Origin of the sequence: Cytobacillus solani (genome assembly GCF_006704205.1) — a bacterium.
GTDB classification, from domain to species: Bacteria; Bacillota; Bacilli; order Bacillales; family Cytobacillaceae; genus Cytobacillus; species Cytobacillus solani.
In genome coordinates this window covers 135,392-158,965 of sequence record NZ_CP041305.1, presented here as the reverse complement: position 1 = coordinate 158,965, position 23,574 = coordinate 135,392, and the positions used below count along the sequence as shown (strand labels likewise).

Here is a 23,574-nt window from a genome sequence, read left to right as displayed (position 1 = left end):
CTATCAAACTTCAGGTCTCCTCCTTACGATAAGTCAACATCGGTTCGCTCACGCTCACCGTGTTTCCTTTATCGAAAGGAAGAGCCCCTCCAGTTTGTACGGCGATGATCAAGGCACTTGCGCTTTTCTTAGTAGAACCTATTTCCATTGTTTTAACAAGAGACCAAACAAAAAAAGACGATCCTTCTATGATAAAATAGTAAATAAATGATAGTCCGAATTGTGGGAGAGGAAGAGAGGTAAAACTATGTCCGTTCGCTTAATAATTGGACGCTCAGGCAGCGGGAAAACAGAATTCTGCTTGAATGAAATTCGTGATGAATTGAGAATAGCACCTGAGGGTGACCCAATCATATATTTAGTTCCTGAACAAATGACATTTCAATCTGAATATAAATTAATTACAACACCTGACTTAGGCGGGATGATTAGGAGCCAGGTATATTCTTTTACCCGGCTGGCTTGGCGAATTCTTCAAGACACGGGTGGAATGAATCGATATCACTTAAATAGCGTTGGGATCAGCATGCTGATTCGAAAAATAATTGAAGAGAAAAAAGATGAACTAAGGTTATTCCAGCGTGCAGCCGATAAAAATGGCTTTGTTCAGCAAATGGAACAAATGATGACAGAGTTTAAGCGCTATTGTATTCAGCCAGAAGAGCTTGCCGAGAAACAGGCGCAATTATCCTCTGGAGGGAAAACGAATAAGGCACTTCAAGATAAGTTGCATGATCTTGAGTTAATCTATCAATCATTCGAAGATTCTCTTTTTGGTAAATACGTAGATTCAGAGGATTATTTCCGTTTATTCATAGAGAAAGCAGCTGACTCCGATTATTTGAAAAAGGCAGTCGTGTATATTGATGGGTTCCATAGCTTCACCCCACAGGAATATTTGATCATAGAGCAGTTAATGAAGCTTTGTAAAAAGGTAACGATATCTCTTACTCTTGATCAGCCTTTTACACATACTCCTCCACATGAACTTCATCTATTTCGCATGTCAGGAGAAAACTGTCAGACACTATATGAAATGGCGGTCCGAAATGGCCTTGAAATAAAAGAAACGTTTCTAACAGAGCCGAAAAGATGGGTAGACACCTCTTTGGCACATCTTGAAGCGAATTTTGATACTCGCCCTGCAGTTAGCTATAAGGGAGAAGCGGCAATTCATATTGGACAGGCAGTGAATAGAAGAGCAGAAATAGAAGGCGTGGCAAGACATATTAATCAGTTGGTTCGTACAAAAGGCTATCGGTATAGAGATATGGCCATTCTTACAAGGAATGTACAAGATTATAATGACATGATTGAAACGATCTTTACTGATTATGAAATTCCCTTTTTCATTGACCAAAAGAGGACGATGCTCAATCATCCACTGGTAGAATTTATTCGTTCAAGTCTTGAGATTATTAATGGGAATTGGCGATACGAGCCGATTTTCAGAGCAGTAAAGACGGAGTTATTGTTTCCAGTTAAATTAGAAGCAAGTGTGTTGCGTGAACAAATGGATCGACTTGAAAATTACGTTCTTGCCTATGGAATCCAAGGGGATCGATGGACGAGGAAAAATAGATGGAGCTACCGCAGGATTAGAGGGCTGGAATTTGAAGCCATCGCGCAGACGGATAGTGAAAAGAAAACGGAGCAGGAGCTCAATGATTTTCGGGAAATGATTACGTCGCCCTTATTGAGACTCACGCGGCGTTTGAAGAAGGCAGAAACGGGACGGCAATATTGTGAAGCGCTTTACTTGCTTCTGGAAGAGTTAGATGTTCCTGCTAAATTAGAAGCATGGCAAGGATATGAGGAAGAGCGCGGGAACCTCATTAAAGCTAGAGAACATGGACAGGCATGGAATGCGATTATGGAGCTTCTTGATCAATATGTAGAAATGATTGGAGAGGAAACTGTAACGACTAAGAGGTTTGCAGAAGTACTTGATGCCGGGATGGAATCCATGCGCTTCACCTTAGTTCCTCCTGCTATGGACCAAGTAATGGTTGCAGATTTAGAAAGGTCGCGGCTTTCAAATATAAAGGCTGCATTTGTTATTGGTCTGAATGAAGGTGTCCTTCCTGCAAAATTTTCGGAGGAAGGTGTATTTGCTGATGAGGACAGGGAACAGCTTCTGTCAATCGGTCTGAAAATTGCTTACGGAAGCCGAACGAAGCTGCTTGATGAAGAATTTCTTGCCTATAAAGCATTTGTGACACCGTCAGAATCGCTTTACATCAGCTATCCGCTTGCTAATGAAGAAGGGAAAGCGTTGATTCCATCTTCTTATATTAAGCGAATGAGCGATATTTTTCCAAATGTAAACCAGCATTTTTATATGGCAGATCCAGCTGAACTTCCGGAGCTGGAGCAGCTGCATTACGCTTCAAATAAAAATACTGCACTATCTTATTTAACATCTCAATTGCAGCTGAAAAAGCAAAATTATCCAATCTATGATTTTTGGTGGGATATTTATAATTATTATTTGGAAAATGATAGCTTGCGAAGACCTGCTCTTAAGGTCCTTTCCAGCTTGAATTATGAGAATCGGACAAGCCGGCTGGATGAAAAAATCAGCATGGATTTATATGGGGATCACATTCAGGCAAGTGTATCCAGAATGGAGCTTTTTTCTAGCTGTCCATTCTCGCACTATGTTCAGCATGGGCTGAAGTTAAGGGAGCGTCAGGTTTTCCGTCTAGAAGCGCCTGATATTGGCGATTTATTCCATGCAGCCTTAAAATATATTGCCGAAACGGTAATAAAAGATAATCAATCATGGACGGATATAACAAGAGAACAATGTGAAATTCTAGCAAAAGAAGCAGTCGAAATGCTGGCGCCAAAATTGCAGAATGAAATATTGCTAAGCTCAAACCGCCATTTTTATATAAAAAGAAAACTAGAGCAAATTATAAGCAGAGCCTCATTTATTCTGAGTGAGCACGCTAGATCAAGCGGATTTTCTCCCATTGGTCTGGAGCTTGGATTTGGTCCGAAGGGGGATCTTCCATCGCTTGCCTTCCCGCTGAAAAATGGGACGAAGATGGAGCTTGTAGGCAGGATTGACCGTGTCGATAAGGCACAGGATGATCATGGTGTATTCTTGCGAGTCATTGATTATAAATCCAGTTCAAAGGATTTAAATATAAATGAAGTTTACTATGGAATTTCTCTCCAAATGCTTACGTATTTGGATATTATCATTGCTCATTCTAAAGAACTGATCGGTGTAGAGGCGGATCCAGCCGGTGTCTTGTATTTTCATGTTCATAATCCGATGATCAGCACATCAAAAATGCTGACACTTGAGGATATTGAACAGGAAATATTTAAAAAGTTTAAAATGAATGGGCTCTTGCTTGGCGATGAGAAGGTAATCAAATTAATGGACCAAACGCTTGATAAAGGAGATTCACCAATTATATCTGCAGGCTTTAATAAGGATGGATCGATTTCTAAACGTTCGAAGATAGCAAGCAAACAAGAATTTGATTATTTGCGTAAGTTTGTCCGCAGCAAGTATACGGAAACTGGAAATCGTATTACAAGTGGACAAGTGGATATCGCACCTTACAAAATGAAAGAGAAAACCCCTTGTACATTTTGTTCGTATAAATCGGTTTGTCAATTTGATGAATCGCTGGAATCAAATGAATATCGCCTGCTAATCCCACATCAAAAGGATGAACTCATTAACATAATTAAAAAGGAGGTGGATGGACAATGACTAAAATGGTTATCCCGCCTAAACCGGTGGATGCAACATGGACGGATGACCAATGGAAGGCGATTTGTGCCAAGGGACAGGATATTTTAGTTGCTGCAGCGGCAGGCTCGGGAAAAACGGCTGTATTGGTCGAAAGAATTATCAATAAAATTCTTTCTGAAGAGGAGCCGCTCAACGTTGATGAACTGCTTGTTGTAACTTTTACTAATGCATCAGCTGCAGAAATGAGGCACAGAATTGGAGAGGCACTAGAGAAAGCAATTGATCATAATCCAAAATCCGTGCATTTGCGAAAACAATTAAGTCTATTAAATAGAGCTTCCATCTCCACTTTGCATTCCTTCTGCTTGGAATTGATTCGAAAGTATTACTATTTAATCGATATGGATCCTAGTTTCCGAATTGCAGATGAAACGGAAGCACAGCTTTTAAGGGATGAAGTATTGGAGGAGCTTTTTGAAGAGGAATATGGACGGGAAGGCAATGATGCCTTCTTTCAACTTGTTGATACATTTACAAATGATAGAAGTGATTTAGCGCTTCAAGACATCATCCGTGAACTATATGATTTTGCGAGAGCAAACCCATCACCTGAGCAGTATTTAGATTCGATTGTTCATATGTATGATGTGGATGAAACAACCAATATAGAAGAGCTGCCGTTTGTTCAGTCGTTATTGCATGATATTGAATTACAGCTGCAAGGTGCAAAACAGCTATTAGAACAAGGGTTAGCAATGACAAAGCTTCCAGGGGGTCCTGCTCCAAGAGCTGAGAATTTTATCGATGACCTTCATGTTGTCCAAACTCTTATCGATGCAAAAAAAGACTCTTGGACCACTCTTTATGCAGCTATTCAAGCTGCTTCCTTTGGCCGCCTAAAAAATTGCAAAGGCGATGAATATGAACCGGAACTGATCGATCAGGCAAAAAAGCAAAGGGATCAAGTGAAAAAAGTTATCCAGGATATGAAGGACGAGCTTTTCTTGCGGAAACCGGAAAGTTTTATACATGATATGGCGGAGATGAAGAATTATATCGAGGGACTTGTCTATTTAGTTAAGGCTTTCTCTAATCGTTTTACGCAAGTCAAAGCGGAAAAAGGGCTTGTGGATTTTGCAGACCTAGAACATTACTGCTTAGAAATTCTTTCTTTCCAAAATGAAGAAGGTTTGATAAGTCCTTCAGATGCTGCCCTTGCTTACAGAGAGCAATTTAAAGAAGTATTTGTTGATGAATACCAGGATACGAATATGGTTCAGGAAGCCATCCTTCAATTGGTAACAAAAGATTTAGAACATGAAGGCAATCTCTTTATGGTAGGGGATGTGAAGCAGTCTATTTATCGTTTCCGGCTGGCTGAGCCGAATTTATTTTTAGGAAAGTATACTCGATTTACTCCAACTGGTGAGGAAACAGGCTTGAAAATTGATTTGGCAAGAAATTTTCGAAGCCGAAAAGAAGTGCTTTACGGAACTAATTATATTTTTAGGCAAATTATGGGTACGACTGTTGGGGAAATTGACTATGATGATGCGGCAGAACTAGTAAAAGGAGCGCCGTATCCAGAAGATGAATCTTATCCGATTGAACTAGCCATTATTGATATGGAAGAAAAAGAGGAGGAGGATAGGGAGGAAGCATTAGATCAGGATGGTTTTGATGCTGCAGATCTTGCTCAGTCCCAGCTGGAAGCGAGATATATGGCTTCGAAAATAAAAGAAATTATTGGGAAGCGAAAGGAAGTATACAATCCGAAAACAAAGTCAGGGCGCCCTGCGATGTATCGGGATATTGTTATTTTGCTTCGTTCAATGACATGGGCCCCGCAAATTATGGAGGAATTCAAGCAACAGGGCATTCCAGTTTATGCAAACCTTTCATCAGGTTATTTTGAAGCAACAGAAGTGTCAATTATGATGTCACTGTTGAAAATTATTGATAATCCATATCAGGATATCCCGCTTGCAGCTGTGCTCCGCTCCCCTATTGTTGGGCTAACAGAGGGAGAATTAGCGCAAATAAGAATTCAAAATAAGAAGAGCTCCTTCTATGAAGCATTGACTGCCTTTTGCACGAATAAGCCTTCATTTGAAATGGAAGGAATTGTTGAAAAGGTTCGTCCATTCTTTGACCAATTAAAGGAATGGCGTGTATTGGCAAGACAAGGTTCTCTTTCGGAGCTTATTTGGCAGCTGTTCAGGGAAACACATTTTTACGACTTTGTCGGCGGAATGCCTGGAGGGAAGCAAAGACAAGCCAATTTGCGTGCTCTTTATGACCGGGCAAGGCAGTACGAGGCCACCTCATTTAGAGGATTGTTTCGTTTCTTGAGATTCATTGAACGCATGCGAGATAGAGGAGATGATCTTGGTGCTGCTCGTGCGCTTGGCGAACAAGAGGATGTAGTCCGTTTAATGACGATTCATAGCAGCAAAGGACTAGAGTTTCCTTTCGTGTTCATTGCTGGACTTGCACGTAATTTTAATACAATGGATCTGAAGAAAGCTTATATGCTTGATAAGGATTATGGCTTGGCAGTAAAGTACGTAAACGCAGAGAAAAGAATCTCCTTTCCGTCACTTCCTCAGTTAGCTTTCAAGAGGAAAAAGAAAATGGAGATGCTTGCGGAAGAAATGCGTGTTTTATATGTGGCTTTAACAAGAGCGAAGGAAAAATTATACCTCGTTTCATCCTTGAAAAGTGTGGCAAAGAAAATGAAACAATGGGCGAAAATGACTGAACATCAGGACTGGCTTTTAAATGAATATGAACGTGCTTCCGTAAATAGTTATTTGGATTGGATTGGTCCATCCCTTGTTAGGCATAAAGATTGTACGCAATTAAGGCTAGATTCATCACCAGCAGGCTCGCTTGTTTCGGCTGATATTACTGAACATCCATCATGCTGGGCGATAACCATTTTAAATTCACAAGAAGCAGCAATGATTATGGAAGAGGATAGTCTTGAAACGGAAGATTTATTGGAAAAGGTTTATGCTGGGGAACTAGTTCCGGTGCAATCTGAATGGAAGGGTGCGGTAGAGGAACAACTGTCATGGAAATACCCAGAATTAGCAGCATCACGCTATCGTTCAAAACAATCTGTATCCGAGGTAAAGAGGCAAAAGGAAATATTTTCTGCTGAAGAGAGCGGGACAGAAGTGATCCGTAAATTTCAAAAGACACTGCTAAGTCGGCCAAGGTTTATGCAGGAAAAGTCGTTAACTCCTGCTGAACGTGGAACAGCTATGCATATGGTAATGCAGCATATTGATTTTCGGGAGTCGGTTACTGTGGAGTCTATCCATACAAAAATGGATGAGATGGTCATAAAGGAACTCTTGACTGAAGAACAGCGAGAAGAAATTGAAGCGGAACAAATTATGATGTTTTTTGAAACAGATCTTGGGCTTCGGATGGCTCGAGCAAATGTAATTAATCGAGAAATCCCTTTTAGCTTAGCTTTTCCGGCAAGTGAAATTTATCCTGATTGGAAGGGACCTAATGAGCCTGTACTAATCCAAGGAATCATTGACTGTGTTTTTCAGGATGAGAAGGGACTCGTGCTGCTTGATTATAAAACGGATGGAATAACAGACCGTTTTAAAGGAGGTTTTGCTGAGGCAAAGCCTGTTCTCGAGGAACGATATCGGGTTCAGATCGAGATGTATGGAAGAGCGTTAGAACAAATTTTGAAAAGAAAAGTGAATGAGAAATATTTGTTTTTCTTTGATGGCGCACATGTGATACGTATGTAATATATTTAAAGACCGGCGCGGAACGCTTTTTCCAGCCGGTCTTTTCCATTGAAATTACCCAATTTAGTTATTTCCTACCATAGGCTGATCAACAAGATTCGTATCAAGTACATTGCTTGCACTGAGACCGTTATTGGTAATGATAAATCCCCCAGTATTTCCTGCGCCTGAGCCTGTAATTGACTTTGAACTGCTTTTAGGAGAAATAAAAACGGCATCCCCAAATTGGACAATGCCACTATCAACATTAATAATTTGCACCGGTCCGGTAATTGCTGGCATGGCATACCATCCTTTTTTGTAGGCTTTAGTCTTGTGAATCCTATTTATCATCGGAGTGATTAGATAGAAGATGACGAATATGATCCACTCTCGATTCCATTGAAATATGCTTGGCATTGCCGATTTGTAAAATGGAGGAAGAAGACACACCAATGACATCTATTTTTTGTACTTTTATAATAGGATTTAGCTGTAATGTATTTATTGAGATGGTTTCAGTAATAGGTGGAATAGGGATTGGATCAGTGAAGGTGGAATAAGACTTAAAATCCGCCTCATATCCAAAAAAAGCTTCTGCCTCTCTCTGTATTGCGATCGCACGGGAGAATCCCTGAGTATAGGTTGCATCCCCAATTTCTAGAATAGATGAGAAGGATAAGGTTTCTACTTTTAAATAATTAACAACTGATGTTCGCTGCAGCATAAGAGTCACTTCGGGGTTAAAGGGACAAATGGTCCGATAATTAATGATTCTGCAGGTGTATCAAAGATAGAGGCAAGCTGGATCGTTTGTGTATCTCCAACCATTAGTAGAGATGAACTAGCTACACCAATTACACGAATATCTCCGACACACAAGTCTCTATTGTATACTTGAAAATTCATTCCTTCTTCATTCCTTTCACATGTTCAGGCAAATGGCTGATAAAGGCATGAACACCATTGCGGATTTCTATCTTAAGCTGATTGATCACTTCGTCATTCAAACTGCGATCCTGCCCATGATTTTGATTGGAGGGGTCATCAAATTGTTTTAGATAGTAATCAATTCTGTTTGGCAGCTGTTTTTTTATATCTTCTTTAATGAATGAAATATAGGATTCATCCGCTGGCACATTTAAGCTCATCTGTACCTCAGCAATGATATTTGGTAAATCACTTTCTAAATAGCGATACATTTCATCTTCAATTTCCATTGCTTTTTTCATGAAATTTTTTGGAGAGACTGGTGCATTAATTTTCTGGTTATCAACTGCAAAATCATCGATATTTTCCAAATCATTCGGATTCAAACCAATGTTAAGTGTTCCCTCTAATGTTTCAACCTTGAGCTGATCAAACTTGTAATCAATTCTTTCAATATTTATAGGAGGCCTCTCTTTAAGGGATTTCATTTCTTTTTGCAGTTCACTAATTATTTTTTCTAGGCTTTGAATTCTTCTTTCCTGTGCTTCAATAAAGGAATGCATTCCTTGAAGATAAGAATAAAATTCCTGACTCAAATACACCACCCCCCTTTGTTTAAATATGTCCTCTTCTCGTGGATAAATATCCTTAAACTGTCCACGAGAAGAGGACAGTTAAGCAATGGAAGGAGCAATTAATGGTACGGCTGGAGTAGCTGCTAATTCTCCTGGGGTTGGAACTTCCGCTTCAGGTGCAGGTTCTGTGAAGCCACCTGTGTTATAAAGATAAGAGGCAGGCTTGATAATACCTGAACTGCCAATTTGCAAAACGGAAGAGTTTGAAATTCCTTCGATTCTAATTAAATTGATATGAATGGATTGCTGAATATAATAATTCATAAACATCACCTTTTATATTATGCATTTAACCAAATTCCTTGATCAATATTATCCGAATCATATGTGTTCGTAGTGCTTAAATGATTATATACATTCATCCCATCGCCTGTATTGAAAGAACCAGCACCAGAAAAAGTTTTTGCATTAGAAATTGGCATCATTTTATAAACATCCCCGATGTTGAAAATAGAACTGCTACCGACAGATATAACCTGTGCAACTCCAACAATAGCTGGCATACATGACACCCTTCAAATAAAATGATTATCTTGTTCCAAAAAGAAATCCCATTAAAAAATAGACATCGCTTTTCTTTATCCTATGTGCCTAATAAAAGAATGTGATAATAAAGCCCAATAAAAGTTCAAGTGATGCTGAGAAAAACTAGACAAGATAAAGAGCAATCACCTATGATAAGTTAAATGGCAATATTTAGAAAAGGGGGATTTGATGAATCAATCATTACATTCAATTTCTGAACAGGAAAGAATTATTTCGTTGGATATTATGAGAGGCTTTGCGATTTTGGGGATTTTTCTTGTTAATATGCTAACATTTCACTCTCCGTTCCCTAATTTTGATCCATATGAATGGTGGAGCGGTACTGCAGACCAGGCAATATATACGTTTATTGATATTTTTGTACAGGCAAGCTTTTATACGCTTTTTTCACTATTGTTCGGCTATGGCCTAGTTATTATGTGGGAAAGGTCGAAAATACGGGGGAGTACGTTCGGGTTGATTGGGGTTAGAAGATTATCCTTCTTGCTAATGATTGGGATTCTACATGCATTGTTTATTTGGCATGGGGATATTTTAATCACTTATGCTGTCATGGGATTCCTCTTTCTCCTATTTATTCGCATGAAGGGACGTAATTTAATAATAACGGGGGTCCTGTTATATATTATTCCTAATCTGCTTGTCTCTCTTTTATTATTTGTTAGCTTATTAGTTGCGCCCGCAGAGGAAATCACAATTTACGACCCAGAACAGGCAGAAATGACCTTGCAAGTCTATCAAAATGGCAGCTTTGCTGAAATTATGATTCAGAGAATGAGTGACTGGTATGAAACGAATAATCTTGAAAACGCACCTTTTATGCTTATTTCTATCTTTCCATTATTTTTAATAGGTGGTGGTGCTGCCAAACTAAAATGGCTAGAAAAGCCTAAAGAACATAAAAAATTTCTAACATTGCTAGCTAGTTTGTCATTACTAATCGGGATCATTTTCAAGCTCCTTCCTTATATCTTGGGAAAGAATTTTGCAACAGAGTATGTGCAAGATATCTTTGGGGGACCGCTGCTCGCAATAGGCTACGGAGTGGCAATTGCATTAGCAATTGAGAAAACAGTTTTTTATAAGATCCTTTCTCCTTTATCTTTCGTAGGAAAATTATCAATGAGCAACTATTTGTTTCAATCTATTGTATCAACCTTGATCTTCTATAATTACGGGCTTGGCTTGTATGGGAAAGTTACTGTTGTGACAGGTACAGTGATGGTTGTGCTTATTTATATTCTTCAAATCGGAGTCAGCCGCTTTTGGATTAGCCGCTTTTATTATGGTCCGGTGGAATGGTTATGGAGAAGCTTTACCTATTTCAACTGGCCGAAATGGAAGCGGGAAAACTGAACGATACATGATAAAATAAAATTGAATCAATTATCTGATAAATGAGGTGTTCAAATGAAGTTTGTGACAGCAGAATTAGATGGAGAAGTATTTGTAGGGCTAGTTAGCGGGGATGCAAGAAGAATTCTGCCACTAGGCAAAGCAGCAGAAAAGAAAGATGGAAAGAATGATGTTCCACCTACCATGCAGGAATGCATTGCCTTAGGAGATTCTTTTATTCAAAAGGTTAGTAGCTTACAAGCTTGGGCTGAGAATGGAGAAGCAGATGAACTATTCATCTCGTTAGATTCTGTTAAACTTTTGGCACCAATCCCTAAGCCATCTAAAAATATATTTTGTATAGGCAAAAATTATGCGGAACATGCGATTGAAATGGGCAGTAAGGATGATATACCTGAGCATATCCTGGTTTTTACAAAGGCACCTACGACAGTAATTGGACATAAAGAAACCGTACTAAATCATCAGCACATAACTAAGCAGCTAGATTATGAGGGAGAACTGGCTATTATTATTGGTAAGAAGGGACGAGGAATCAGTAAAGAAAAAGCGCTTGAATATGTCTTCGGCTATACGATTTTAAACGACATTACTGCAAGGGACTTACAATTCCGTCATAAGCAATTCTTTATTGGCAAAAGCTTGGATACTACCTGTCCGATGGGTCCGTGGATTGTTCACTCTTCAAACATAGAAAATCCGAATAAGCTAGATATACAGACAATGGTAAACGGAGAGACAAGACAAAAATCCAATACTGAAAACTTTATATTCCCAATCGAAGAGATCATCTCTGTACTATCCCAGGGAATGACGCTTGAACCTGGAGATATCATTACAACTGGTACACCAGCGGGAGTAGGCAAAGGCTTCAAACCACCTCGTTTCCTGCAGCCAGGAGATGCGATAGAAATCACGGTTGAAAAGCTTGGAACTTTATATAATAAAATTGAACTTTAATCAAACGCCCTAAACCTTAAATTTATGCTTTTTAAGTGTGAATATGGTATGATGTAATCGATTTTAGTTAAGGAGGACTTTAAGATGATACATGCACACATAACAACTTGGGCTTTAACACTGATATTATTCTTCGTTGCTCTTGGATTACATAAAAGCGGGAAGGCAAGAGGCTTGAAAGTCGTACAAATGATTTTGAGACTCTTCTATTTATTAACAATTGGTACAGGCATTTGGATATTAAGCAGCATTAATATTGATATGATGTACGTAATTAAATCTATAGTCGGCATAATAGTAATTGCTGCGATCGAAATGATTATCGTAGGGTTAGTAAAAGGCAAGAGTACGGCAGTTTATTGGATTTTATTTATTATTTCTCTCGCTCTAGTTTTATATTTAGGCTTCATTAAGCTTCCATTAACTTTTTAAAAAGAGTACGAACATGTTAAGGTTTTTTGAAAAAGCTGTCGAAAAGACAGCTTTTTCGTTTTTTTGTCATCCCATAATAGTGATATTTATGTTATTTTTAACATAAGAGAATTGTGAAAAAATTAAACTTTAACTATGGTGGTTCTTCTAATGGCTAAAACAATTACTTGTTTATATGAAAATCATGAGCAGCTAGATCATTTTATCCAATATCATGAGCTCTGTGAATATCCAAATCTTCTTATCCAAGTTTTTTCAAGTAAAATAGATCGGTCTTTTCTTCTTCAGCTGCAAACGGAGTTCAGAAGTATACTACCATTTGCAACGGTAATCGGCTGTACAGGTGCAGGAGGAATTATCGACGGTCAAATGATGGAAAATAAAGCGGTCATTTCTTTTACCATTTTTGAAAAGACAGAACTAAAATCCGTTTTGCTTCATCAAAATGATTATGAAAATAGTTTTGAAATGGGGAAGGATTTCGCCCAAAAGTTAGTGGATTTTGATACGAAAGCGATGCTTATTTTCCCAGTTGGAGCGAATGTAGATGCTCAAAAATTGTTGAACGGTCTTTATGAAGGAAACCCTGAATTAGTTGTAGCTGGTGGATTGGCTGGCGGTAATGAAAGATCGATAGAATCCTATGCTTTTACAGGGGAAGAATTAACCACTCAAGGGGCAGTAGCGGTTGCACTTCAAAGTGACCAGCTCGTTGCCCAAGCTTATAGTAATTATAAATGGCAGGAAATAGGGAAGTCCTTTGCAATTACGAAGGCAAAAGGTACGAATATTTACTCAATCGACCATAAGAAACCTATACAAATTTTAAAGCAATATTTAGGAAAAGGCTTTGTTGATGATCTTCCTGATTCAGGGAATGAATTTCCGTTTATTATGAAAGATAAGGGAGAAAAGGTCCCACTATTTATATTAGATATATTGAAAAATGGAGCTATTCGAGTGAATCGGGAAATAAGGGAAGGGGCAGAAATCACCTTTGCTTACCCAGATATTGAGGGAATTGTTGGAAGCTCGCTGGAAAATATGAAGCAGCTGGCAAAAAAACAAGTGGATACGATTTTTGTTTATGATTGTATGGCCCGAAAGCGATTTGCCCCTGACTTTACAGAAAAGGAATTAGGCATGCTTCAAAGCATTTCCTCTACTAATGGTTTTTTTGCTTATGGAGAGTTAGCTGGAGGAAATACAAAATCACCGCAGTTATTAGGGCATGCATTAACGTATCTAGCTCTATCGGAAAATAGTCAACAAAAACAAATAAATCGTAAACTGACATTTAAATACACGACCCCAGCTTATTTAAAAAATGTTACGGCACTGACTCATTTAATGCAGGCATCACATAATGATTTCTATCTTCTAAATGAAAGCTTAAAGGTATCAGAGCAGTACTATGAATCACTTTTTAATACGAATACAGATCTTGTATTTTCAACAGATTTAAATGGCCAAATTAAAAATGTGAATCCTGCTTTTGAGAAAGCCTTTGGATACAGCAAGGCTGAAATAATTGGAAAATCTGCTATGAAACTCATTAAAAGTGAGGATGTACCGAGAGTAAGAATGCATTTTTCTAAAGCTCTGAAAGGAAAAGAGCAGTATTACAATGTGAATATACAGTCAAGTTCTGGAGAAACCAACCTATTTCAAATAAAGAATATCCCCATCATAGTGAATGATGAATGTGTGGGGATATATGGGATTGGCAGAAATATTACAGAACAAAAAAAAATCGAAGATAAGATAACAGAGCTAGCCTACTATGACCATGATACTGGACTCCCTAATCGGGTAAAGTTTACAGAGCAACTGGAGAATATGCTTTCTCGAGCAAAAAAGAAAAAGCGAATGCTTGCGGTTCTTTCCATTGATATTGACCGTTTTAAACTAATCAATGACAGCCTCGGACATTTTGCTGGTGATATGGTTTTAAAGGAATTAGCTTATCGCATTGAAAAAGCACTTCCGAATGGTTCTTATCTTGGCAGATTTGGCGGTGATAAATTTACTGTTGTTCTATCAAAAGATGTAAATGTAGAGGAAGTAATGAAAGCTTCCAAAATGATTCTTCAGGATATATCAAATCCTGTGGAACATAAAGGACAAGATTTCTATGTCACTGCCAGTATTGGTGTAAGCCTTTATCCAGAGGATGGGCAGGATGAACATTCCCTCTTGAAAAATGCGGACATTGCTACAAATCGATCGAAGAATCAAGGTGGCAACCGGATTACATTCTTCTCAAATGAAATGAATGACCAAGCGATCACAAGGCTTGAATTGGAAAGTTATTTAAGAAGAGCACTACAAAAGAAGGAATTTTATTTAATGTATCAGCCTTTAATTGATTTAGAGACAGGAGAAATATTTGGGAGTGAGGCGTTGATCCGCTGGAACCATCCTAAATTAGGTCTTGTTTCTCCAGCAGATTTCATTCCATTGGCTGAAGAAACAGGATTAATAGAAGAGATTGGCAGTTGGGTGCTAAGAACAGCCTGTATGCAAAATAAAAAATGGCAGCTGCTTGGATATGATAGCATATCTGTATCTGTGAATGTTTCCGCTTTTCAATTCCAGCAGCCCGGGTTTTTGAAGGAAGTAAAAAGAGCATTAAATGATTCGAAATTAGAGCCGCACTATCTAACATTGGAATTAACAGAAAGTACCATGCTGAAGAATGTTGATTACAGCATCGATACGATGAGGTCACTGCAAAAGCTTGGTGTGAAGGTGTCTATAGATGATTTTGGTACGGGGTATTCTTCGTTAAGTTACCTGAAGAATTTACCTATTAATACTTTGAAGATTGACCGTTCGTTCATAAATAATCTTCGTATCAATACGTCTGACATTGCGATCGTTAAAGCTATTATTACAATGGGGCATGGGTTAGCAGTTAAGGTTCTAGCAGAAGGAGTAGAAACGAAAGAACAAATTGAGCTTCTGAAGGAATTAAAATGCCATTACGCACAAGGCTTCTACATTCATAAGCCACTGCTGATAACGGATTTTGAAAAAGGCTTAAAAGATTCAGCGATACTGGAAAATTAAATAAATGAAAAAGGGTTCAGTCAAGCAGAACCCTTTTTTATTTAGTCTCTTTTCTATAATGATATATACTTAAAATAAGTTTGTAGAATTAAAAACAATTTACTTTTAAGAAGATATTTTCTCAATAACCATTCTTTTCCCACTGTTTAAGGTGAATTCGAACCGATCGTTCGTTTTTTCAAAATAACTAAAGTGATGCTGGATATTGCAGATCTGTTCTTGATTATCAAAAACAATAAAGTTCACGCCGCTTTTTCTTTCAGAGGTGGATAGAAAATTTAATTGATTGTAGCAATAAATACAATCGTAAATAGAAAATTTCATGGAATTTAACGTTGTGATAAATTGGAAGAACGCATCATCGTTTATTTCCTCTAGCAGTTTTTCTAATGAGAACACAAGCAGTTTGCGAATACGAATTATATCCTTATCTTTGAGAATCAATACCTCATCAGGTGAAGTGATTTTTCCTTCTTCAAATAGAACGCCTTTTTTCCAGCGTTTCATTCGGTATACTTCCATTTCCTGATGAAGGAATTCATCTAATAATGCTGCCTCTTCCGTTTCTTTATCAAAGAACACCCACTGATCATTAATAAATTCAATTGTCCCTACAGTAAATGCTCGAGTTTGATACTCTATCAGTTTTGTACGCTGCTGTCTATTCATAAAAGACCTCCATTTGTATCCTTCACCATTCTTTTTAGACAGTTTCCATTCTTTTTATAACATTTGCGAGATAAATACCTATTTTTAATAGAGCTCCCTATAGCAGGATATTCTTTTTGCCGATATTCTGATACAAAATGAGAATAGGCATTTGATCCAACATTTGTATTTTTTTGAGTTACAAATGGAGACTTTGTTTGACGATATGGAGAGAAAAGGCTACTCTTAAAGAGTTGTGATCATATGTCTAAGCAAATAGAGGAAGCTTTGATATTGAAGGAGTTGAAGGAGAGAAAGATGAAAAAAAGAGTGTGGACTCTCATCTTCATTCCGTTTCTTCTTTTTTATGCCCTCCCTACAGGAGCAGCTGAAAAGGAAGATCGTAAATGGCAAGATGAAACAATGTATGATGTAATGGTAGATCGCTTTAATAACGGCGATAACAAAAATGATTATGAGGTAAATGTTCAAGACCCTAAAGCTTTTCATGGCGGGGATTTCTTGGGGATTATTAACAAGCTGGATTATATTAAAGATATGGGCTTTACTGCCATTCGGTTAAACTCCATTTTTGATAATGAAGAGAATGGCTATCATGGGAAATGGATTCAAGACTTCTATAAGACCGAAGAACATTACGGCACTATGGATGAATTTAAGAAGCTAGTGAAAGAAGCTCATAAAAGAGAAATGAAGGTTGTCTTAAATTTTGAATTGAACCAAGTTGGGCCAAACCACCCTTGGCAAACAGAAGCTGACAAGAAGGATTGGTTTCGTGAGCAAAAAGAGGATGGACTTCTTTCCTTGAATCAGGATAATCAGGAAGTAAAGAATTACTTAATAGATGCCGCAAAATGGTGGATAAAAGAATCAAATATTGATGGGTATTATTTAGAACGTGCAGATCTTGCATCAGAAAGATTTATGAAAGAATTTGTTAAAGAAATTAAAGGGGCTAAGGATCATTTCTATCTGCTTGGAGAAGTTAAATCTGATGATCCTGCGACCATTGCAAATTTTCAGGAAATGGGCATCGATGGTCTAATTGATTACCCGCTTTCTGAAAATATAAGGCCAATTTTTGATGAGGTTGACAATTCATTAAGTGAGCTCATTACAAATAAGGAAAAATTAATGGCTGTTTACCCAGATCCATACTTAATGGGAAGTGTAATGGATACGGATGATATGATTCGCTTTACTCATAATACAGTTACGAAAAATCAGCATCCTGGACCACGGTGGAAGCTTGCCCTTACTTATCTTTATACGACCCCAGGGATTCCTATTGTTTATTATGGCAGTGAAATTGCATTAGAAGGCGGAGAAGGGGAAGCAAATCATAGGCAAATGGATTTTCGTACAGATAAGGAGCTAATTGATTACATCACAAAGCTTGGAGAACTGCGCGAAAAATATCCAAGCCTTACAAGGGGATCATTGGAACTTTTAGCAGAGGAAAATGAACTTTCTGTTTATAAACGGACCTATGAAGGTGAAACGACAGTCATTGCCATCAATAACTCATCTTCGTCGCAAGATATTACCATCCCGAGTGAGCTACTGGAGGATAATAAAGAGTTAAGAGGCCTCCTTTCTGATGATCAGGTTAAAAGCAGTGAAAAAGGCTATACGCTATTCTTAGATCGTGAAGAGGCTGAGGTGTATATATTAGCTGAAAAGTCTGGGTTAAATATTCCCTATGTCATTGCAACAGTTGTTGTGTATGGAGCGTTTTTAACTTTTATCATTCTGGCTTGGAGAAGATCTAAGAAAAAAAGAGCAAAACAGGATTAAAATTAGAAAAACACACTTGATTTCATAAATGAAAAATTCAAGTGTGTTTTTTGTGCATATTAAGAAATAGTTAGTACTTCATATTTTGAGGCCAGATCAATGAAAGAAGGCATCCCGCTAATTTTCCCTGCAACAAGATTTTCTTCAACTTTGTAATAATCAACACAAGTTTTGCATGCTAGCACTTCGACACCTTTATCTTCGAGCTCCTTAAGGTGGACTGAAACAAATGAGTGATCAGTTAAGGTAAATACTCCACGATTCATACAAAAAATGGCTGCAGGCAGATCTTCTCTTTGTTTAAGTAACGTAAAGAAGGTTTCAAGCACGCTTTCACCGAGTTCTTTATCACCTGTGCCAAGCTGATCTGAGCTAACAAGGATTACTTTATTTTTCATCATATTACCTAATCCCTAAGGCGATTTTGGCATACCTAGACATTTTATCCTTTGTCCAAGGAGGATTCCAAACAATATTTACTTCTGTTTCCTTTACTTCTGGTATATCAGTTAATGCACTTTTGACATTGTCAACAATCGTACCCGCAAGCGGACAGCCCATTGAAGTTAATGTCATATCAATGGTAGTTTTTCCTTCTTCATCCATTTTTACATCATAAACTAATCCGAGATTGACAATATCAATGCCAATTTCAGGATCGACAACAAGCTCTAGTGCACTCATAATACTGTCCTTTAAATCCTGATCCATTTGAAAACATCTCCTTCTTCTTTGTGCTTATTTTTATCATAACAAAAATATGGGCGATAATGAATTAAAGTTGTTTTATCGCAGATTAACGGGCTGTAATCCCCCGCTGATCGAAGTTTCACTTTATACAAATTGCTCAAACCATTTTACTGTTTGAACCACACCTTCATTGCTGACATTATGCCCTGACTTTTCATCAATAATAAATTTCAATTTTTCTGGTTCATGATGATACAGGGATTGGATGCTCTTATAAAAATGATAAGTATAATTAAAAGGTACGACAGGGTCTTTCTTTCCGTGCCAGAAAAGCAATGGCCGATTTTGTAATTTATTAGTTTGCAAGCTTAAATCAAGTTCTCTTAGCTTCCCCATTAAATGAGTAATCTCATCTTCCTCAATTGGGATAGGTAAGTCATTTTTTTGCATTTCATCTAATTGCCAATGAGCAAACTTTTCATAATAAGGCATGCCCATTAAGCTAACAGCTGCCTTTATCCATGGATATTTTGTAAGTGCACCAAGAGTGACAATTCCACCCATTGAAGTACCAGCGAGTCCGATCCGGGAAGGGTCAATCAGCTTATCCTTTTCAAACGAAGTTTTTAGAATATCAAGTTCTTCAATTGTTTGGAGGACGATATCCCAAAAACGAAAATTTAAATTATGTCCAGACAAGCCTTCATTTCTTTCCCCATGATAAAGCGCTTCAGGGAGAATGACGCGAAACCCTTTTTTCGCCAGCAAGTAAGCGTAATGGAGATTTTTTTCGTAAATGCTCGTAAATCCATGTACAAATAAAATAAGCGGAAGCTCTTCGCCCCATTTTCCTTGATCTGCAATATGTAAGATTGGAATTTCCTTAATGATTTTATTTTCAATACTAATCAATTTTAGACCTCCTTTTGTAAAGCGAATCTATAAATTATGTAAAAATAAGTGGAAAAAGTATATTTAGTAACAAAATTTAAATATATTTGTTAACATAGTGTTTATAGAAAAAGTTATTTTCACTATTAATAATTTCCATCATTCATAAGTGTACCATGTAGACTTTTTTTTTCCCAAACCTTTACACTTAGAATAGAAAAATTCGTACAAAGCAGGTGTTCATATTATGGCTGAAAAACATTTAATTGCATTAGATTTAGATGGAACATTGTTGAAGGATGATAAAACCATCTCGAAAAAGACAAAGGATGTCATTCAAAAAGCTCGTGAACAAGGTCATATCGTTATGATTGCTACTGGAAGACCATTCAGGTCCAGTGAGATGTATTATAGAGAAATGAATCTTGATACGCCAATTGTAAATTTTAATGGTGCTTTTACTCATCATCCAAAGGATCCTAACTGGGGCATCTATCATTCTCCGCTGGAAGTGAATATTGCGAAAGATATTGTAGAGGCATGCAGTTCATTTCAATTCCACAATATCATTGCAGAGGTCATCGATGATGTATACATTCATTATCATGATGAAAAGCTGCTTGATATTTTTAGCTTAGGGAATCCCAACATTACAACGGGTGATATTCGAAATTTTTTAAAGGCATCACCAACAAGCATGCTCATTCACACAGATGAAGAGCATGTGAAAACGATCCGTGACCACCTTTCAGCTGTACATGCTGAGGTTATCGACCACCGTAGCTGGGCTGCCCCGTTTCATGTGATAGAGATTGTAAAGACTGGCTTGAATAAAGCAGTAGGGCTTAAAAGAGCTGCAGATTATTTCCAAATACCTTCTGAAAGAATTATTGCCTTTGGGGATGAAGACAATGATCTTGAAATGCTTGATTATGCAGGCTTCGGCGTAGCGATGGGGAACGCCATCGACTTAGTAAAAACAACGGCAAATGAATCCACACTGACAAATGAAGAAGATGGTGTTGGCGTCTATTTAAATGAATTATTAAATTTAAAGATGTTTTGATATCCTTCTGCCGTTTTTTCTCAAAACGGTTAAATGATTCCCTTTTTAAACGAGAAGACATTGCACATACTATAAAACGAAACAGTTGGTAGCTGTTTCAACATTTCTTCATTTGGAGGGGATTCGATTGGGTAAACGTACGAAATCGAAGCGCTTTGTACAACAAGGAGTAGATTCTGTTACTAAGCACGCAGAACGTATCCCGTATCACATGACATATGCTGAAGCTGAAGCTGAAAAGTTAAAGAATGTGAAAGAATCTTCTCTTGGAGGAATATAAAATGGGCAATAGACTGTTTCAAGAAGCAAGACGTTTGGTTGAACAAACGAAAAATGTTGAACCAGTCGATCAGCAGCAACGGATCATTAGCGCTCAAAATGCTTTAAGTTCTGCATTCGCAAATGCAACTAGAGCAGAGCAGGCACAGCTCAGTGAGATGCAGATGGATCTGGATGAATTGAAATAAAGGAGAAAAGCTGACATTTGATGTGTCAGCTTTTCTCTATTTTATTGAGTGGGCATTTGTACTAATACGATCGGATACGTATTTGATTTTTGATTTTTGTCGTTTTTTTCAAACAAATAAAGGATGATCGTTCCATTTTCAGGAATATCTTCTTTCTGGAGTGTAAGTTTAAACGAGAATTTAGCCCATTGCGAGTGACTAGTGTTTACATTCTGCTTTTTTTCAGAAATCAGTTCATTATGGCCATCTTCAACAATATAATAGAATTCTTTCTTATTTGAACGGATTTCACCTGTTACCTCAAATACTCCATTTTCCCCCGATGCCTCAACCTTTCTAAATACATCACTTTTTATGGAATCACCAGCAATTTGAGAAAACTCTTTACTGTCTGCATGAAAAGGCTGTACATGCATTAAGCTGATTATAATAGAAACCAATAGCATTCGCATAATATCCCTCCAAAGAGTTTTTAATCCTTGCGAAAGGAACCAAAAATACCAACCGTTTGTACAATATTAGTAAAAGCATGTGGATCTATTTCTTTAATTATTCTTTCAAGTTCAAATAATTCATAACGAGTGATCACAACAATCATCATTTCCTTGCTTTCATTTGAAAAAGCTCCTTTTGCTGGTACAGTAGTTATACCCCGAATGAGCCTCTCATGAATCATTTTTTTCATTTCCTCTGATTTTTTTGTAATAATCATTGCAGTAACCTTTACGTGTCTTGTATGGATCGCATCAATTACCCTTGTTGAGGCATACAAGGTTACAATCGTATATAATGCTTTTTCCCATCCGTATAGAGCACCTGCTGTAATAATAATGATCGAATTTAGCGTAAAAAAATATGTCCCGATAGGTTTGTCTTTCATGCGAGAAAGGACCATAGCAATAATATCCATTCCACCTGTTGACGCTCCCCATTTTAAAGTCATGCCGACCCCAACGGCTGCAATGACTCCGCCAAATACTGCATTTAATAAAATATCCTCTGAAAAGTGCTTAATAGGGATTATTTCCAAAAAGAATGACATTGCAAAAACACTAATAAAACTATAAAGGGTAAATGATTTTCCTACTTCCCGCCATCCGAGTATTGTAACGGGAATATTTAACAGGAAGAGAAGAACACCTGTTGAAGCGTGACCACCAAGAATACTTGATAATAGCTGAGCTACTCCAGTGAATCCGCTAGCATAAATATTTGCTGGGATAAGAAAGAAATTCATAGAAATTGCACCTAATAGTGCACCAATAAGCACAACAAATATCTTTTTAGCTTCAATCAAAACCAAAATAGACCCTCCCAGTTTTTTTTTGTTGGCATTATTTCAACTGCCGAGTAATTTTCGTTGTCTTTTTTTTCTAATTTATATACACTTAAAGAATATATATTGTTTGGAAAGCAGGTGAATTAGGATGTCGGTGAAAATATTGACAGACAGCGCAAGTGATCTGCCGCTAAGCTTTTATGAAGAAAATAATGTTACGCTATTGCCGTTAAAAGTTCACTTAGATGATACTGAATATGTAGACCTATTAACAATTGATTCAAAAAAGGTCTATCAAGCGATTCGTGAGGGAAAGGTTCCAAAGACTTCTCAAGTGTCACCTCAAGTCTTTGAGGAAGCATTTACAAAAATGGCTGAAAACGGTGAAGATGGGATTTATATCGCATTTTCTTCTGAATTATCAGGGACCTACCAAACAGCAGTCATGATGCTGGATCAGGTAAAAGAAGCTTATCCAGATTTTAAGTTAACAATCATTGATACAAAATGTGCTTCACTAGGCTTTGGCCTTATTGTTAAAGAAGCAGCAAGACTAGCTAAAGAAAATACTACCAAGGAAGATATTTTAAAGGATATCGAATTCCGCTGTCAGCACATGGAGCATTTATTTACAGTTCATGATCTTGACTATCTTGCTAAAGGTGGACGTGTTTCAAGAGCATCTGCATTTCTCGGAGGTCTTTTGAACATTAAGCCATTATTAAATGTTGAAGATGGAAAGCTTGTTCCGATCGAAAAGCACCGAGGAAAAAAGAAACTTCTACGCCGTATTATTGAAATAATGAAAGAAAGAGGTCAATCATTAGATCAACAAATAATTGGCATAAGCCATGCGGACGACGAAGAAACAGCAATAGAAATGAAAGAACTTATTAAACAGGAATTTAATACAAAAGAGTTTTATATTTCTTCCATTGGCTCAGCAATTGGTTCGCATACTGGTTCTGGAACAATCGCCATATTTTTTCTTAATAAAGTGCAATCATAATACTATTTCTTAAGCAATCGGATCTGCCGATTGCTTTTTCATTTCCCACATTTAATCTTACATACTCCTTTTCATTTTACAGACACTAACATGTAGCAGCTCTCTTCAAGAAGGCTGAAATTTTGAATTAAATGGAAGGAGTATTTATAGCATGCCCCGAACTTCTGATAATGATAAAAAAGCGCAGGATAATAATGCCTTTCGACATGAAAAAAATATGATGCGTGAAAAAAATCGCAAGGCTGGCAAAAACCAGTACTCTAAGAAGACAGACCATATATAAAAAAACGAGCAGGCGG

Annotated in this window: 24 protein-coding genes; 12 read left to right on the top strand and 12 right to left on the bottom strand. The window is 37.5% G+C overall.

From position 1 onward, the window contains the following. Nucleotides 1–247: 247 nt before the first annotated feature. Nucleotides 248–3,736: a helicase-exonuclease AddAB subunit AddB gene (addB, locus tag FI644_RS00820; RefSeq protein WP_053475198.1), complete on the top strand. Its 3,489-nt coding sequence runs from the start codon at nt 248–250 to the stop codon at nt 3,734–3,736. Next, complete coding sequence (gene addA / locus FI644_RS00815) at nt 3,733–7,497, top strand: helicase-exonuclease AddAB subunit AddA (protein ID WP_142107862.1); 3,765 nt, start codon at nt 3,733–3,735, stop codon at nt 7,495–7,497. Before addB ends, addA begins: the two co-directional genes overlap by 4 nt. Before the next feature lie 63 nt (nt 7,498–7,560). Here the strand turns inward: addA and FI644_RS00810 are convergent, their stop codons facing one another. The 6 genes from FI644_RS00810 to FI644_RS00785 form a co-directional block, all read right to left on the bottom strand. Continuing rightward, on the bottom strand, nt 7,561–7,779 hold the full coding sequence (locus FI644_RS00810) for a spore germination protein (RefSeq protein ID WP_053475200.1): 219 nt from the start codon (nt 7,777–7,779) through the stop codon (nt 7,561–7,563). Between the two features lie 40 nt (nt 7,780–7,819). Beyond that, nucleotides 7,820–8,203, bottom strand: coding sequence for a spore germination protein GerPE (locus FI644_RS00805; protein ID WP_053475201.1), 384 nt, complete (start codon nt 8,201–8,203; stop codon nt 7,820–7,822). 5 nt (nt 8,204–8,208) lie between these two features. Next, nucleotides 8,209–8,385, bottom strand: coding sequence for a spore germination protein GerPD (locus tag FI644_RS00800; protein ID WP_053475202.1), 177 nt, complete (start codon nt 8,383–8,385; stop codon nt 8,209–8,211). Next, a complete protein-coding gene (gene gerPC, locus FI644_RS00795) occupies nt 8,382–9,008 on the bottom strand; it encodes a spore germination protein GerPC (RefSeq protein ID WP_246066985.1) in 627 nt (208 codons plus the stop codon). Before gerPC ends, FI644_RS00800 begins: the two co-directional genes overlap by 4 nt. Nucleotides 9,009–9,080: 72 nt before the next feature. After that, nucleotides 9,081–9,305, bottom strand: a complete 225-nt coding sequence (locus FI644_RS00790) for a spore germination protein GerPB (RefSeq protein WP_053475204.1) — start codon at nt 9,303–9,305, stop codon at nt 9,081–9,083. A 17-nt stretch (nt 9,306–9,322) separates the two neighbouring features. Beyond that, a complete protein-coding gene (locus tag FI644_RS00785) occupies nt 9,323–9,544 on the bottom strand; it encodes a spore germination protein (RefSeq protein WP_053475205.1) in 222 nt (73 codons plus the stop codon). A gap of 211 nt (nt 9,545–9,755) precedes the next feature. Here FI644_RS00785 and FI644_RS00780 point away from each other — a divergent pair, with 211 nt between their 5' ends. The 4 genes from FI644_RS00780 (at nt 9,756) to FI644_RS00765 (ending at nt 15,407) form a co-directional block, all read left to right on the top strand. Next, nucleotides 9,756–10,943 carry a DUF418 domain-containing protein gene (locus tag FI644_RS00780; RefSeq protein ID WP_053475206.1) on the top strand — a complete coding sequence of 396 codons (1,188 nt, stop codon included), beginning with the start codon at nt 9,756–9,758 and terminating at the stop codon, nt 10,941–10,943. Between the two features lie 54 nt (nt 10,944–10,997). Beyond that, on the top strand, nt 10,998–11,903 hold the full coding sequence (locus tag FI644_RS00775) for a fumarylacetoacetate hydrolase family protein (RefSeq protein ID WP_053475207.1): 906 nt from the start codon (nt 10,998–11,000) through the stop codon (nt 11,901–11,903). Nucleotides 11,904–11,987: 84 nt separating this feature from the next. Further along, nucleotides 11,988–12,335, top strand: coding sequence for a DUF1516 family protein (locus tag FI644_RS00770; protein ID WP_053475208.1), 348 nt, complete (start codon nt 11,988–11,990; stop codon nt 12,333–12,335). A 150-nt stretch (nt 12,336–12,485) separates the two neighbouring features. Further along, nucleotides 12,486–15,407 carry a bifunctional diguanylate cyclase/phosphodiesterase gene (locus FI644_RS00765; protein WP_053475209.1) on the top strand — a complete coding sequence of 974 codons (2,922 nt, stop codon included), beginning with the start codon at nt 12,486–12,488 and terminating at the stop codon, nt 15,405–15,407. 105 nt (nt 15,408–15,512) lie between these two features. Here the strand turns inward: FI644_RS00765 and FI644_RS00760 are convergent, their stop codons facing one another. Next, nucleotides 15,513–16,076, bottom strand: coding sequence for a DUF2777 domain-containing protein (locus tag FI644_RS00760; RefSeq protein ID WP_053475210.1), 564 nt, complete (start codon nt 16,074–16,076; stop codon nt 15,513–15,515). A gap of 297 nt (nt 16,077–16,373) precedes the next feature. On the opposite strand from FI644_RS00760, the gene FI644_RS00755 reads away from it, so the two are divergent. Next, on the top strand, nt 16,374–17,873 hold the full coding sequence (locus FI644_RS00755; RefSeq protein ID WP_053477483.1) for an alpha-amylase family glycosyl hydrolase: 1,500 nt from the start codon (nt 16,374–16,376) through the stop codon (nt 17,871–17,873). Nucleotides 17,874–17,932: 59 nt separating this feature from the next. Here FI644_RS00755 and FI644_RS00750 read toward each other — a convergent pair whose 3' ends face one another. From FI644_RS00750 to FI644_RS00740, 3 genes are all read right to left on the bottom strand, one after another. Further along, entirely contained in the window at nt 17,933–18,271 is a 339-nt protein-coding gene (locus FI644_RS00750) for a DsrE family protein (protein WP_053477484.1), read from the bottom strand. Between the two features lie 4 nt (nt 18,272–18,275). Beyond that, nucleotides 18,276–18,584 carry a metal-sulfur cluster assembly factor gene (locus tag FI644_RS00745; protein ID WP_053475211.1) on the bottom strand — a complete coding sequence of 103 codons (309 nt, stop codon included), beginning with the start codon at nt 18,582–18,584 and terminating at the stop codon, nt 18,276–18,278. A gap of 123 nt (nt 18,585–18,707) precedes the next feature. Beyond that, a complete protein-coding gene (locus FI644_RS00740; RefSeq protein ID WP_053475212.1) occupies nt 18,708–19,475 on the bottom strand; it encodes an alpha/beta fold hydrolase in 768 nt (255 codons plus the stop codon). Between the two features lie 226 nt (nt 19,476–19,701). Here FI644_RS00740 and FI644_RS00735 point away from each other — a divergent pair, with 226 nt between their 5' ends. The 3 genes from FI644_RS00735 to FI644_RS00730 all read left to right on the top strand — a co-directional run bounded on the left by FI644_RS00735 (nt 19,702) and on the right by FI644_RS00730 (nt 20,987). Next, nucleotides 19,702–20,520, top strand: coding sequence for a Cof-type HAD-IIB family hydrolase (locus FI644_RS00735; protein ID WP_053475213.1), 819 nt, complete (start codon nt 19,702–19,704; stop codon nt 20,518–20,520). Between the two features lie 127 nt (nt 20,521–20,647). Continuing rightward, on the top strand, nt 20,648–20,800 hold the full coding sequence (locus FI644_RS26150) for a hypothetical protein (RefSeq protein WP_162840473.1): 153 nt from the start codon (nt 20,648–20,650) through the stop codon (nt 20,798–20,800). Nucleotide 20,801: 1 nt separating this feature from the next. Continuing rightward, nucleotides 20,802–20,987, top strand: a complete 186-nt coding sequence (locus FI644_RS00730) for a DUF3813 domain-containing protein (protein ID WP_053475214.1) — start codon at nt 20,802–20,804, stop codon at nt 20,985–20,987. A 41-nt stretch (nt 20,988–21,028) separates the two neighbouring features. On the opposite strand, the gene FI644_RS00725 is transcribed toward FI644_RS00730, so the two are convergent. After that, on the bottom strand, nt 21,029–21,439 hold the full coding sequence (locus FI644_RS00725) for a Gmad2 immunoglobulin-like domain-containing protein (protein WP_142107861.1): 411 nt from the start codon (nt 21,437–21,439) through the stop codon (nt 21,029–21,031). Nucleotides 21,440–21,459: 20 nt separating this feature from the next. Continuing rightward, on the bottom strand, nt 21,460–22,290 hold the full coding sequence (locus FI644_RS00720; protein ID WP_053475216.1) for a YitT family protein: 831 nt from the start codon (nt 22,288–22,290) through the stop codon (nt 21,460–21,462). A 124-nt stretch (nt 22,291–22,414) separates the two neighbouring features. Between FI644_RS00720 and FI644_RS00715 the strand changes: the two genes are divergently transcribed. Both FI644_RS00715 and FI644_RS00710 read left to right on the top strand, forming a co-directional pair. Continuing rightward, the gene (locus FI644_RS00715; protein WP_053475217.1) at nt 22,415–23,275 is read left to right on the top strand and encodes a DegV family protein; all 861 of its coding nucleotides are present in this window, start codon (nt 22,415–22,417) and stop codon (nt 23,273–23,275) included. A 151-nt stretch (nt 23,276–23,426) separates the two neighbouring features. Next, entirely contained in the window at nt 23,427–23,558 is a 132-nt protein-coding gene (locus FI644_RS00710; RefSeq protein WP_075209113.1) for a DUF3941 domain-containing protein, read from the top strand. Nucleotides 23,559–23,574 lie beyond the last annotated feature (16 nt).